The sequence below is a fragment of the Nocardioides sp. genome, assembly GCF_036267815.1.
Classification (GTDB): Bacteria; Actinomycetota; Actinomycetes; order Propionibacteriales; family Nocardioidaceae; genus Nocardioides.
Window position 1 is genome coordinate 1 of sequence record NZ_DATAVI010000039.1, and the last position, 13,443, is coordinate 13,443.

Annotated in this window: 11 protein-coding genes; 5 read left to right on the forward strand and 6 right to left on the reverse strand. The window is 68.7% G+C overall.

What is annotated here, in order from left to right; all coding sequences use genetic code 11:
• A partial coding sequence (locus tag VHW64_RS07740; protein ID WP_329649950.1) for a PKD domain-containing protein occupies window positions 1-2,079 on the forward strand: 2,079 nt, incomplete at its 5' end.
• Between the two features lie 12 nt (window positions 2,080-2,091).
• Here the strand turns inward: VHW64_RS07740 and coaE are convergent.
• Window positions 2,092-2,688, reverse strand: a complete 597-nt coding sequence (gene coaE, locus VHW64_RS07745) for a dephospho-CoA kinase (RefSeq protein ID WP_329649951.1) — start codon at window positions 2,686-2,688, stop codon at window positions 2,092-2,094.
• Window positions 2,689-2,784: 96 nt separating this feature from the next.
• Here coaE and VHW64_RS07750 point away from each other — a divergent pair, with 96 nt between their 5' ends.
• The gene (locus VHW64_RS07750) at window positions 2,785-5,742 is read left to right on the forward strand and encodes a M36 family metallopeptidase (protein ID WP_329649952.1); all 2,958 of its coding nucleotides are present in this window, start codon (window positions 2,785-2,787) and stop codon (window positions 5,740-5,742) included.
• Between the two features lie 150 nt (window positions 5,743-5,892).
• Here the strand turns inward: VHW64_RS07750 and VHW64_RS07755 are convergent, their stop codons facing one another.
• From VHW64_RS07755 to rpsA, 3 genes are all read right to left on the reverse strand, one after another.
• Window positions 5,893-6,477, reverse strand: a complete 585-nt coding sequence (locus VHW64_RS07755) for a hypothetical protein (protein ID WP_329649953.1) — start codon at window positions 6,475-6,477, stop codon at window positions 5,893-5,895.
• Between the two features lie 53 nt (window positions 6,478-6,530).
• Complete coding sequence (locus VHW64_RS07760) at window positions 6,531-7,880, reverse strand: carboxypeptidase-like regulatory domain-containing protein (protein ID WP_329649954.1); 1,350 nt, start codon at window positions 7,878-7,880, stop codon at window positions 6,531-6,533.
• A 198-nt stretch (window positions 7,881-8,078) separates the two neighbouring features.
• Window positions 8,079-9,551 carry a 30S ribosomal protein S1 gene (gene rpsA / locus VHW64_RS07765; RefSeq protein WP_329649955.1) on the reverse strand — a complete coding sequence of 491 codons (1,473 nt, stop codon included), beginning with the start codon at window positions 9,549-9,551 and terminating at the stop codon, window positions 8,079-8,081.
• 265 nt (window positions 9,552-9,816) lie between these two features.
• Here rpsA and VHW64_RS07770 point away from each other — a divergent pair, with 265 nt between their 5' ends.
• A complete protein-coding gene (locus VHW64_RS07770; protein WP_329649956.1) occupies window positions 9,817-10,446 on the forward strand; it encodes a hypothetical protein in 630 nt (209 codons plus the stop codon).
• A gap of 36 nt (window positions 10,447-10,482) precedes the next feature.
• Here VHW64_RS07770 and VHW64_RS07775 read toward each other — a convergent pair whose 3' ends face one another.
• Both VHW64_RS07775 and VHW64_RS07780 read right to left on the reverse strand, forming a co-directional pair.
• Entirely contained in the window at window positions 10,483-10,896 is a 414-nt protein-coding gene (locus tag VHW64_RS07775) for a GNAT family N-acetyltransferase (RefSeq protein ID WP_329649957.1), read from the reverse strand.
• A gap of 41 nt (window positions 10,897-10,937) precedes the next feature.
• Complete coding sequence (locus VHW64_RS07780; RefSeq protein ID WP_329649958.1) at window positions 10,938-11,633, reverse strand: class I SAM-dependent methyltransferase; 696 nt, start codon at window positions 11,631-11,633, stop codon at window positions 10,938-10,940.
• A 208-nt stretch (window positions 11,634-11,841) separates the two neighbouring features.
• On the opposite strand from VHW64_RS07780, the gene VHW64_RS07785 reads away from it, so the two are divergent.
• A complete protein-coding gene (locus VHW64_RS07785) occupies window positions 11,842-12,180 on the forward strand; it encodes a hypothetical protein (protein WP_329649959.1) in 339 nt (112 codons plus the stop codon).
• Window positions 12,181-12,486: 306 nt separating this feature from the next.
• A complete protein-coding gene (locus tag VHW64_RS07790) occupies window positions 12,487-13,401 on the forward strand; it encodes a phosphotransferase (protein ID WP_329649960.1) in 915 nt (304 codons plus the stop codon).
• Window positions 13,402-13,443 lie beyond the last annotated feature (42 nt).

Consider the following 13,443-nt stretch of genomic DNA (forward strand, 5'->3'; position numbering starts at 1 on the left):
GGTCAGAACATCGCCGACGGCACCTTCGTGCACTGGTCGCCGAACACCAACGGCTCCGGCAGCGCGGCGACGGGTCCGCACTGCATCACCAACGACGGCACCCAGATCATCGTCGGCGGTGACTTCACCACGGTGAACAACACCTCGCAGACCTACCTGACACGGTTCGTCGCCAACGGCAACCACGCCACGCCCGCCGCTCCCGGTCGGAGCTACAACTCCGACCCCTTCGGCGGTCAGCCGGGCGTGCTCACGGCAAACCTCGCGATCACCGTGCAGCCGACTGCGGCGAACACGCTGACCCTGCTGGTCCCGGCCGCCGACGACCCCGACTCCGGGACCCTGACCTACAGCATCTACCGCGACAACGCCACCACCCCGATCGCGACGATGACGGCGGAGTCCTACACCTGGAGCCGGCCGACGCTCAGATACGACGACAAGGGGCTTGCGCCAGGGTCGACGCACTCCTACCGGGTCACCGCGAGCGACGGCACCTTCACCAGCGCCAAGTCGACGGCGGTCTCCGGCACCGTCTCCAGCACCGCTCCGGCGTCGTACTCGACCGCCATCGCGGGGCTCAGCCCGCAGGTGTGGTGGCGGCTGGACGACACCGGGAACACCGCGGCCGACTCCAGCTCGACGGGCACCAACACGGGCAGCTTCAACGGTGGGGTCACCACGGGGGTGCCCGGCGCCATCGACGGGAACAACGCGGTGACGCTCAACGGCTCCGACGGCTACATCTCCTCCGCCCAGCCGTTCTCGGCTCCCGGAGCGTTCTCGGAGTCGGCATGGTTCAGGACCACCACCACCTCCGGTGGGGTGCTGATGGCCCAGAGCAGCATCCCGACCGGCGCCGGCGGCACCACCGACCGCGCGATCGTGATGGACAACAACGGCGACCTGTCCTTCGCGCTCGCTGGCCGTGGCATCAACTTCCGCAACCAGGACACCATCTGGAACGACGGCCAGTGGCACCAGGTCGTCGGCGTGTACGACGGCGGCACCACCTTGAGCCTCTATGTCGACGGGCAGCTGATCGGGACCACGGTCACGACCCGCGCGGCGACCGGGCTGGCCAGCAGCTACCTCCGCGTCGGCTACGCCGACATGTCCAAGCTCCAGCAGCTCGGCGTGTTCGGCATCAACTTCTACAACCGCACCTGGCCGGCATCGTCGTTCTGGCAGGGCACCGTCGATGAGGCCAGCGAGTACGACGTCGCGCTCACCTCGGACCAGATCCAGTCCATGTTCGCCTCGGGCGTGGGCGGCGAGACGGGGACCGGACCTGTGAACCAGCCGCCGGTCTCGTCGTTCACGCCGACCATGAACCTGCTGAGCGGCTCCTTCGACGCCTCGGACTCCAGCGACCCCGACGGATCGATCGCGTCCTACGACTGGGACTTCGGTGACGGGTCGGCACACGGGTCGGGCGAGACCGTGAACCACACCTACGGCAGCGCGGGCCCCTACGACGTGACGCTCACCGTCACCGACAACGACGGAGCCATGACCTCCTCCACGCAGACGGTCACGGCGACCGCGCCGACCACCACCACGACGAGCACCCTCGTGGCCAACGGGTCGTCATGGTCGTGGAAGTTCGACAACAACGCTCTCCCGAGCAACTGGAACTCCCCGACGTTCGACGCGTCGGGGTGGAGCTCGGGGCCTGCCGTGCTCGGCTTCGGCCCGAGCTCGGTGGTGACCAAGATCGACACGTTCGCCGACCCGACGCAGCGTCCGCTCGCGGCCTACTTCACCAAGCAGGTCCAGATCGCCGACGCGTCACGAGTCGTGCAGCTGACGCTGAACACGGTCGCCGACGACGGCATCGTCGTGTACGTCAACGGCACGGAGGTGGGGCGCGCGAACATGCCGAGCGGGACGATCGGCCCGAACACCTACGCGAGTACCTCGGTGCCCACGGCCAATGCAACGCACCCGACGTTCGACGTGCCGACGAGCCTGCTGGTCGACGGGACGAACGTGATCTCGGCCGAGACCCACCTGAACTACCGCAAGACGGCCAACGTCACCTTCGACCTGAACGCAAGCATCACCGTGGAGCAGTGAGCAGGACGACAGTCACGCCGAGCTAGCCGAGACCAGCTCCTCGAAGACCTCCGCCACCCGTTGGCGGAGGTCTTCGAGCGTCCCGGAGTTGTCGATCACGTGGGTGGCTGCGTCCAGCCGCTCCCCCCGGGAGGCCTGCGCCGAGACACGTGCGCGCGCCTCGTCCTCACTCCACCCGCGGTCGCGCATCGCCCGGGCGACCTGCTCCTCGACCGGGAGGTCGACCACCAGGACGGCGTCGAAGTCGGCCGCCTGCCCGGTCTCGACCAGCAGCGGGATGTCGTGCACCACCAGCGCGCCGGGCGGTGCGTCGCGCTCGAGGTCCGCGGCGCGCGCACGGACCCGCGGATGGATGACGGCTTCGAGCTCTGCTCGCCGGGCCGGGTCGGCGAACACCAGGGCACCCAGTCGGGCGCGGTCCAAGGCGCCGTCGGCGTCGAGCATCTGCGGCCCGAAGACGGCCACGATCCGCTCCAGACCCGGGGTGCCCGGAGCGACGACCTCTCGCGCCAACACGTCCGCGTCGATCACCACCGCGCCGAGCCGGCCCAGCAAAGCGGACACGGTGCTCTTGCCGGAGGCGACCCCGCCCGTCAGTCCCACACGCACGTATGAACCTTACGCAACAGGCTTCCATTTGGGGGTTCCAAATGCTGGGGTGTTACCCACCCCTCACCATCCGGCGCATTGAGAAGGGAACCATCCGTGTCTCTGATCAGGAACAAAGCGACGACGGTGACCGCCATCGGCGGCACCGTCCTCGCGGTCAGCATGCTGGGTCTGCCCAGCCAGGCCGCCACCCATGGCCAGGCTGCCAAGGCCCGTCCAACCTCGCATCTGGGCTCCTCGCAGACCTTGAGTGCGGGCTACTACGACGCGCGACAGCTCTCCGGATCGGCGCTCTCGCGCTCGATGGGGCAGGAGGTCGCCTCCCGGAGCAGGGGCGTCGAGCGCTACTACCGCAGCCTCGGCGTGCAAGCCGTGGTCTCGATGGACCCGCTCACCCACACGGTGCGCGACATCGGCAAGCTCAACGGCTACCTCACGGGCCGCTCGTCGGCGCCGGCTCGACAGGTGGCGCTGCGCTACGTCCGCTCGCACCTGTCCGCCCTGGGACTGCGCAAGGGTGACCTGAAGACGCTGCACCTGCGGCAGGACTACGTCGACCCGCTCGGCGACCACAACCTCTCCTGGACCCAGAGTGTCGGCGGCCGCACCGTCTTCGGCAACGGCCTGATCGTGCGCGTCACCCACAACGGACGCGTGCTCGCTGTGCAGGGCAGCCCGGTGACCGGCCTGGCGAAGCTCGCCGCGACGGCACCCACGTCGACGAAGGTCACGGCCTCCGGTGCACGCACCGCCTCCGCCCGCGACGTCAAGGGCACGCTCGCCCGGGCCTCGGTGGCGGCTTCGCGCGGCGGCGCCGACGCGGAGACCCGCTGGTCCAACGGCGACCAGTCCCAAGCCGTCTGGTTCGTGACCCGATCGGGCCTGCGGCCCGGCTGGTCGACGTACGTCCAGACTCCGCAGGGCGCCTACCAGCACGTCATCGACGCCGCGACCGGCTCGACGCTGTACCGGCACTCCAACACCGACGACGCCAACGGCGACGCCGAGGTCTACGACAACTACCCCGGCGCCCACAAGGGTGGCAAGGCGAGGGTCGTCAACTTCTTCAAGCGCGGATGGCTGAACAAGAAGGCGACATTCCTCAAGGGCACGTCCGTGACGGCGTTCGCCGACCTCAACGACGACGACAAGATCAACCCCGGTGAGAAGACCACGGTGCCGGGCACCAAGCACGGCGCACAGTTCAAGCTGAAGAGGTTCGGGATCAACGCCTCGTCGTTCTGCAAGAAGTGGGTCTGCACCTGGAGCCCGCACAAGACCAACTCGTGGCGCAAGAACATGAACGCGGTCACCGCCAACGGCTTCTACTTCGCCAGCAACTTCCACGACTGGCTCCAGAAGAAGCCCATCTCGTTCACCCCGGCGGCCGGCAACTTCACCCGCAAGGGCGGCGACCCGGTCATGCTGAACACCCTGGACGGCGCCAACACCGCCGGCGGGATGCCGGACGGCAACCACATCGACAACGCCAACATGGCCACGCCTCCCGACGGCATCTCGCCGATCATGCAGATGTACCTGTTCCACCTGGCCGGGGCCAGCGACGCCGAGGACCCGTTCGTCCCGACGACCGGCTCCCTGGACGCCTCGGTGGAGTACCACGAGTACACCCACGGCCTGTCCAACCGGCTCGTCATCGACGCCAACGGCAACTCGACGCTGAACAGCATCCAGGCCGGGTCGATGGGTGAGGCGTGGAGCGACTACTACGCGATGGACTACCTCGTCGCGCACCACTTCCTCAAGGACACCAAGAAGCCCGGGGAGCTGCTCGAGGGCAAGTACGTCGCCGCTGGACAGCACCTGATCCGCACCATGGCCATGGACTGCCCGAGGAACGCCAAGACCAAGGGCTGCACGTCGGGCTTCGACTCGAAGGTCAAGGGCGGCTACGTCTACGGCGACTTCCCCAACATCGTGGGTGGCGCCGAGGTGCACGGCAGTGGCGAGATCTGGGGCCAGACCCTGTGGCAGCTGCGTGAGAGGCTGGGCCGCAAGGTGACCGACAACCTCGTCACCCGTGCGATGACGATGTCGGCCGAGGACCCTGACTTCCTCGACATGCGCAACGCCATCGTCCGGGCCGACCTGGTGGCCTACAACGGCAAGTACGAGAAGGCCATCTGGAAGGTGTTCGCGAACCGCGGGATGGGCTTCTACGCCGGGTCGATCGACTCCGACGACACCACCCCGGCCAGCGACTTCCACACGCCGCCTCGGGCGCGTCACGCGCACGACGGTGTCATGGCCGGGACGGTGACCGACTCGCAGACCCATCTGCCGGTGGCCGGGGCGCTCGTCCAGGTGACCGGTCAGGGGTACCAGAACACGGCGATCACCGACGCCGACGGGGACTACCAGATCTTCCCCGCGGGAGTCGGGTTGGTCACGGGCACCTACGCCAAGGTGGTGGCGACCTTCGGGGGCTACCTGCCCTCGGCCAAGCGGGGCAAGGCGGTCTCCATCGGGTCGTTCACCAACGCCAAGGCGACCAACTTCCAGATCACCCGTGACTGGGCCAGTCTGGATGGCGGCGCGTCTGTGCAGTCGGCCGAAGGGACCGACTACACGGCAGCCGGTTGCGGACCCGCGCAGGCCTTCGACCAGAGTGAGGGCACGAGCTGGGTGACCGACGCCGGCGTGAGCAAGGGCGCGACCGGCACCTTCGATCCGAAGGCGATCGTGGTGAGGCTGCCGCAGGCGGTCGACGTCGCCTCCTTCCAGGTCGATCCCAGTGAGACCTGCGGCACGGGCACCAGCACGGCCACCGGTGAGCTCAAGATCGAGACCTCACCGAACGGCACCTCGTGGACGCAGGTCGCGCAGCCGACGTACACCAGCGCGAGCGTCGGTCACCTCAACACGGTCACCGTGACCGGGCCGGGTACGTCGAACGTGCTCTACGTGCGAGCGACGATCGAGGCCAACCAGGTCCCGGCGCCGTACTCGAGCAACTGCCCGAACGGTGGGTACGGCGGGTGCACCTACTCGTCGCTCACCGAGCTGGTGGTGGCCGGGTCACCGTCACCCTGATCGACCGGCACACGCGAAGGCCCGGACCCTGTGGTCCGGGCCTTCGTGCTTGTTGGTTGTCTGCGCGCGTGTCTGTGCAGTGTTGGTCAGCCTGGCGTAGGCGGGGCGGTGCGAAGGCGGGCGGACTTGAGGTGGTGAGTGGGCTGATGGCTACTGCTCTCCGCCGTTGCCGACCAGCTTCTCCAGGTCGTTCGGGGGCCGGCAGCGGCCGCGATTGCTGGGGGGCCGGTCGGCGCAGAAGATCACTCCCCCTCGGAACACCTGGCGATACACCTGATGATTGACCCCGCGGTCGACCGAGTAGCGGACCTCCACGCCCACGATCATCGGGTAGCCGGAAGATCCGACGCGCAGTCCGACAAGGAGTCCCCAACCCCGCTTCGCCTCGGCGATGGTCGTCCCGACCGCAGGTCGACTGCGCTTGCCGTCGACGGAGGGGAAGCCCCGATCTCCCGCGAACTGGTAGACCTCCCGGTGCGGCCCGGCGACTCGGGCCCCGACCAGCCTCACGTCGCGCGCCCCGATGAGCCGCACCGAGGTGATCGTGACCGGCGACTGGCCCGGGGCGAGCTCGAGGACCTCGAACCCGTCGGTGACCACTCCCCCGCCGGGAAGCGTCCAGTCGTTGCCGTGCAGCGGAACGGTGGCCAAGCTGCGCCCGATCGGTGGCACCTCTGCTGGGTTGGCTCCCCGGGTGGCCAGCAAGCAGGCTCCCGCGACGACGAGGGCGGTCACGACCAGCAGCCCCGGCGGTGCGGCCGCCCTCCCCGTGACGCCGTCTCGACGTCTCACTCCTCTTGCACCCGGTCGGCGTGCGCGATCGACGTCGACGAGTCAGGACAGAACCGTGTCGTGTCGTTCGCGGTGAGCGTCAGCTTGTGCCGGGCGTCGTTCTGCGTCGCCGCGTCCAGGGCGACTCCGAAGAGTGAGAAGTATCCGGACAGCTTCGTCCTGCTGGTCCGGGCGACCCAGGGTTGGTCGCCCTTGTGGACCGTGATCGCGTACGCATCGTGACAGGCAAACAGCGGGATGGTGTCGGAGTACTCGTCGAGCCCTCCCAACCACTGCTCGGGGACGAACCGGCGTTCGCCGCTGTCGCGCATGAGGTTGTAGTCGACGTGACCCGGATCGGCTCCGACACACCACTGGCGCTGCTTGCGGAAGATCCACTGCTCGCGGAAGTAGCCCCTGAACCAGGTGCCGACGCTGGCGCTGTTGCCGATGTCCGAGGAGTCCCTGGTGCTGAAGGCGAGGCCGCCCTTGTAGTTGCCCAAAGCCCCGCCGTACGCGATCGACATCTGGGTCGTCCGACCGTTCTTCACCGCGTAGTGCTCGTGGCCGTGAGCGGTCGTCCAGATCGCCTGCACGGGGACCCAGCGCTGCTGCGTGTGGTCGTCGCCCTTCATGCTCCGCCAGGCCGAGACCTTCTCGCTCGTCCGACAGGCTCCCGGATCGCCGGTGAGGTAGCAGACGTGGTGCGCCAGGTCGCAGGTCTTCTTCGGGGGCTTGCCCGCATGGAGACCGGTCTCGTCGCCGTCGTCCGCGTCGGCGATGTCGTACGCCGTGCCGTCGGGGTAGTCGGTCTCGACGGGGGCCAGAGGGTTGGGCGTGGTGGGGGTCGACGGGGTCGCGCCCACGAGGCTCAGCGCCACGCCGGTGACCGGGCCCCCTGGGTCACCCGAGAGAATGCCGGAGTCACCCAGATCCGGCACGACGGCGGACTCCGCCGGAGCGGTCGGCTCATCCACGTCCACGTCGAACACCTGGTCCCAGGTGCCGTCGGCGGAGGACGCCTCGGCCTGGATCGTGATCGACCCGTCGGGGTTGCGGACGGCATCGTCGAGCGGGCCCGGCCAGCGCGGCACGACCGACCACGCGCCCGCGTCATCGGTCACGGCCGTGCCGACCAGGAACCCGTCGGTGCCGTCACCGCCGGCGATCTGCTGGGCGACCTCTGCCTGGAGAGTCACGCGAGCACCGGCCAGCGGCGAGCCGTCCGGCAGCAGCACGCGGCCGGTGAGGGGCGGTGGGATCGTCGCCGCGCCGGCCGGCGATGCGACCTCGCCGCCTGCGGAGGCGATGAGGACGCAGGCTGAGACAGCGGCGAGACGTCGGCGACGAGGTGAGGTCACGGACATGGATGAGCTACCCCCGAGATGTGCGGTCGTCACCCGAGTGATGACGCATGCCCATGTATAGGTGGTGTGACCAGGAGCCACAAGAGCCGCGGGACACCGAGCCCAAGAGATCCTGGGGGTCGGTCGAGCCGTTGGGGACGACAGAAGGGCCCGGCGTACGCCGGGCCCTTCTGGGTGGTCGTGGAGCTGCTCGCGGGGTCAGGCGCCCCCGCCGGTGAGCTTCTCGCGCAGCGCCTGAAGCGCCTCGTCGGAGGCCAGCGAGCCGGTGTCGGCCTCGTCGACCTCGTCGCCGCCCGAGGAGTACGACGTCGCCTCGCCCGCCTCGGCCTCGGCCTGCTTGGCCTCGGCCTGCTGGCGCACGTGGGCCTCCCAGCGAGCATGTGCCTGCGCGTACTGGTCCTCCCAGACCTTGCGCTGCTCGTCGTAGCCGTCGAGCCACTCCCCCGTCTCGGGGTCGAAGCCCTCGGGGTAGATGTAGTTGCCCTGGTCGTCGTAGGTCGCGGCCATGCCGTAGAGGGTCGGGTCGAACTCCTCGACGTCCGCGGCGGTCGCGGTCTCGTTGGCCTGCTTCAGCGACAGCGAGATCCGGCGCCGCTCGAGGTCGATGTCGATGATCTTGACCATCACGTCGTCGTTGACCTGGACGACCTGCTCCGGGATCTCGACGTGGCGCTCGGCCAGCTCGGAGATGTGGACCAGGCCCTCGATGCCCTCCTCGACCCGCACGAACGAGCCGAAAGGCACCAGCTTGGTGACCTTGCCCGGCACGATCTGACCGATCTGGTGGGTGCGGGCGAAGTGCTGCCAGGGGTCTTCCTGGGTCGCCTTGAGCGACAGGGAGACCCGCTCGCGGTCCATGTCGACGTCGAGCACCTCGACAGTGACCTCGTCGCCGACGGCCACGACCTCGCTGGGGTGGTCGATGTGCTTCCACGAGAGCTCCGAGACGTGGACCAGGCCGTCGACGCCGCCGAGGTCGACGAACGCACCGAAGTTCACGATCGAGGAGACGACGCCCTTGCGGATCTGGCCCTTCTGGAGCTGGGTCAAGAAGCCGTGGCGCACCTCGGACTGGGTCTGCTCCAGCCAGGCACGACGCGACAGGACCACGTTGTTGCGGTTCTTGTCGAGCTCGATGATCTTCGCCTCGAGCGTCTGACCGACATAGGGCTGGAGGTCGCGCACGCGACGCATCTCGACCAGGGAGGCCGGCAGGAAGCCGCGCAGGCCGATGTCGAGGATCAGGCCGCCCTTGACGACCTCGATGACGGTGCCCTCGACGACGCCGTCCTCCTCCTTGACCTGCTCGATCGTGCCCCAGGCGCGCTCGTACTGCGCGCGCTTCTTGGACAGGATCAGCCGGCCTTCCTTGTCCTCCTTCTGGAGGACCAGGGCCTCGACCTTGTCGCCGACGGTGACGACCTCGTTGGGGTCGACGTCGTGCTTGATCGACAGCTCTCGCGAGGGGATGACGCCCTCGGTCTTGTAGCCGATGTCGAGCAGGACCTCGTCGCGGTCGACCTTGACGATCGTCCCGTCAACGATGTCGCCGTCGTTGAAGTACTTGATGGTGCCGTCGATCGCGGCCAGGACGTCCTCTTCGGACCCGATGTCGTTGATCGCTACCTGGGGAGCTTCGGTGTCGGCGTAAGCGAAGGCGCTGCTCGTCATATGGAAGGTGTTTCCTCGGATGGATGGAGTTGAAGGGCGGGCACGCGTGAAGCCCTGGTCACTACCATCGGGTTCCGTGGTGGACCTGAGCCGACCGCGGGGGGAGATAGCGAGCCGGTGTCCGCTACGTCCGAGACGCCGGCGGACTCCAAGCGCCCGTCGAGTCTACGCGGGGGCCGTACAGCGCGTCCAACTCGCGAGCCCACCCCTGCCTGTGTCAGATAGGTGACAGACCGTACCGGAGCGGGACCGAGAGACTCCTGGCGTGACCACACGCAGACTCGTCGCCTCCGCCGCCGTCGCGACCACCGTGATCGCAGCCTCGCTCGCCGGCTATGTCGTCGTCCACGACCGCACGGACCTCTCCCAGGGTGCCGCCCAAGCGTTGACGGTGCACGCCCGGACCGCCGACCTGTCGGGGAAGGCCCGGGCCACCGTCGCCGACGACCCGCAGATGTCGGTCACGACGATCAGCGAGGCGGACTACGCCGCCGACACCTCCGGCCTGTCCGGGTGCACCACCACCCCGAACGGCATCCAGTTCTGCCAGGCAGTCGTGACACCGCGGGCGAGCCTGCCCACCTGGGTGACCTACGTCAGCCTGGGCCGGACCGCGAACCTCGCCGACAGCGAGATGGAGGCCTACAAGGACCACACCGCCGGCGTCGCAGAGGGGCTGATGCCGATGTCGCCGGCGGTCATCGCCGGTCCCTACGCAGAGCTGACCTGGAGAGTCCCGGGCTACGACATCGTGTCGGGTTCGACGCTGGACACCTTCGTCAATGTCAGCGGCACGCGCTACGACTACTCCTGCACGGCCTCGGAGACCACCCTCGAGAAGCCGTGGCAGAACGCGTGCAGCGTGCACACCGCGCCCGCTCCCCCAGGCATGTGAGCGCTCACCTCGCCCGAGCCGGAGGCGGACAGGCCACTAGGCCAGTGACTTGCGGAGGATGAGCTCTGCCGGCTCGCCGGGCAGGAGCAGGGCACCGCTGTCGACGTAGCCGAGCCGCCGGTAGAGATGCTGCGACCTCTCGTGGGACATCGTCGAGGTGAGGACGAGGTCGTGACCAGCGGCGTGCTGGGCCCCCTCCCAGGCATCGACCAAGGCGGTGCCGACGCCGGTGCCACGCCGCTCGGGGAGGACCCAGAGCAGGTTCATGAAGGGGACCAGATCCCAGAACAGGCCCCAGCGCAAGAACCCCACGACATCACCGTCGACCACACCGACCAGCACACGGCCCACGGCCACGAGGTCGGCCAGCCGCTCCGGGGTCAGGTGCGTGTCGGCACCCGCGAGAAAGGCCAGGTCGGAGGTGTCGGCCACCCGCGTGGTCACACTCATGCCGGCGCTCCTTCGTCTCGCCCGGGATAGGGCCGCTGCGGCTAGGTGACCTCGAGTCGGAAGATGACGATCCCGACATAGCGGTCCATCCACTGCTGCTTGTGCGGGTAGAGCTCCGCCTGCTCGCTGCTCAGCCGAGGTTCGGTGCATCCCGCGACGCGCAGGCCTGCCGCGGAGAACGAGTTGAGTATGTCCGAGAACTTCCGCGTGCGTCGCGAGAGCTCGATCGACGGATCCCAGCTCGGCCGGTAGGTCCACGGCTCGGAATCGTGATAGGCGACGCCCAGACCGCCACCGTCACGCTCGGATCGTTCGACGGCGTAGCGGATCGGACTCGTCCTCGCCACGACGACGGCGCCTCCCGGTCGCAGCAGCTGCCGCGCGGCGACGAGGGTCGCAACCTCGTCGTCGGCGTAGCCGAGGGACGACAGGAAGAGCACCCGGTCGAAGCGGGACGGCTCGTCGACGGCGAGGTCAGCCAACCTCGACAGGTCGTGCTGCCGAAACCGGACGTCCGCGCCTTCCGGCACCGGCAGGAACCCTTCGGTGACGTCGAGGCCCACGACCCGCGATGCCCCGCGCGCTGACAGCTCCAGCGACTTGCCGCCGTTCCCGCATCCCACGTCGAGCACCGCCAGGCCGGCTGGGTCGCCGATGGCGTCCAGCTCGGCCGGCCACTCGACGAGCGTGTCGAGCGAGTCCGGCCGACCGCGCGCCAGCTCGTAGTCGGAAGCCATGCGACGCCACGCTCCGTGCTCGGCCATGTGACCCCTCACTCGAGACTCCGGCCCGGTCGTCCAGTCCTTGCGCTCAGGAGGCCCGCGTCGGGAGAGGGCCAGACGGTGGCATGGGTGAGCAGGAGGCAGGGCCGCTCGGGCCCGGCTGGTAGGCCGCGCACTGGTCCGGACATGCTCCGCAGGCTACGTCTTCGAGGGCCGGTCCAGGTTGTCTGGCTCCCGGGTCCTCAAGCCCGGGGGCTGGTTCAGCTTCTCACTCCTCCACTCCTGCTTCCCGGGTCTCCACGACGCGACATCGGAACAGCTGAGCAGCTGGCCTCCGGACCGCGGGTATGCCGCAGAGGGCTGGTGGACCACCGGTGGAGACGGGGTGCGTGGCCGGGTGGGCGCTCACCACCGGATGCTGTCGACCTACCTCAACGCCACGCTGCGGGCAGGCTTCGTCCTCGACGAGCTCGTCGAGCCGGTCACGCGGACGGGGCAGCACACGGCGCCCGCGCTGCCAGTCATCCGATTCCTGGTCGTCGGCTGCCACCGCGGAAGCTGACAACCACCGTCGGGCTGTCCCACACCGAGGCTCAGGCGAGCTGGCCTCCCGGATCCGTTGCCTCACTAGGTGACACCCTCGCCTGCCAGATCGTCCAGAGCGACGGCCCGACCGGTCATCGCCAACGCCAGCGCCGCACTCGGACCAGTGATCGGCTTGCCGGACCCCCAAGCATCGGTCGTTGAGGACTCCTACTCCTGGCGCACCAGGGTGGCGGTCGCCGAAGCGGCACCACCCACCTACCAGGAGGCACGAACACTGGACAGCGGCACAGAGTGCGTTGCTAGTTGGCGGGATACTGCCAACGTGGTGGACGACAAGGCGCTCAGTGAGTGGTGCCACCAGCACTTGGAGGACGGACTTGAGTCCGTGCTGTTCCGCTCGGGGCACCTCTCCGAAGTCGTCGGTGTGCAGCTCACCAGTGGGCGCCAGGTTGTGATCAAGGCGCGTCCGTACGACCCCCGCCTGATGGGCTGTCTGGCCGTCCAGGATCACCTTGCTCGGTCGGGATTCCCGTGCCCTCCGCCATTGACTGGCGTGACAAGGCTTGGCGGGCTGGCGGTGACCGCCGAAACCGCGATGCCAGGCGGCGGTCAGTCGTCACCGCAGAGTGGTGCGGCACCCTTTGCGTCTCTCCTCGCCCGCCTCATCGACTCAGCGCCCGACCCATCGAGAACACCGACCCTCGCGCCGTCACCGCCATGGACGGGGTGGGACCACCCAGGGGCACGGCTGTGGCCGGACGCTGACGATGAGGGCCGGGACCTCAACGCCCTGAGTGCGCCCACCTGGATCGACCAGGCTGCTCGGCGTGTGCGAGATCGGCTCACCTCGGGCCGTGCCTCCGTGCGCATCGGTCACGGCGACTGGGAGTCCCAGAACATCGCCTGGGCCTCCGAGGCCCCGCTGGCCGTGCACGACTGGGACAGCGTGATCGCCCAACCGGAGACATCCATCGTCGGCCTTGCAGCCGCCGTGTGGGCCGCGACTGGGGAACCGGGGGGAGCGGCTTCCGTCGCGCAGACCGGGGAGTTCATTGCCTCCTACCAAGTGGCCACTGGGCGGCCTTGGGCGCAGTCCGAGGTCCAGGACGCCTGGGCCGCCGGCCTGTGGGTCCGCCTGTTCAACGCCAGGAAGGACGTTGCCGATGGTGGCGGCCCGCAACTCCACCGCCTCGAAGGTGAAGTAGGTGATCGTCTCGCGCTCGCTGCGCTCGACTGAACCTTCAACCGCCTTCGCGGGACATCCGCTCATCGGGTGGTG

What these genes read in the sequence shown, in the direction of transcription:
- VHW64_RS07780 (WP_329649958.1), bottom strand. Translation starts at nt 11,633, where the DNA reads ATGGCTTCCGACTACGAGCTGGCGCGCGGTCGGCCGGACTCGCTCGAC.
- VHW64_RS07775 (WP_329649957.1), bottom strand. Translation starts at nt 10,896, where the DNA reads ATGAGTGTGACCACGCGGGTGGCCGACACCTCCGACCTGGCCTTTCTC.
- VHW64_RS07760 (WP_329649954.1), bottom strand. Translation starts at nt 7,880, where the DNA reads ATGTCCGTGACCTCACCTCGTCGCCGACGTCTCGCCGCTGTCTCAGCC.
- rpsA (WP_329649955.1), bottom strand. Translation starts at nt 9,551, where the DNA reads ATGACGAGCAGCGCCTTCGCTTACGCCGACACCGAAGCTCCCCAGGTA.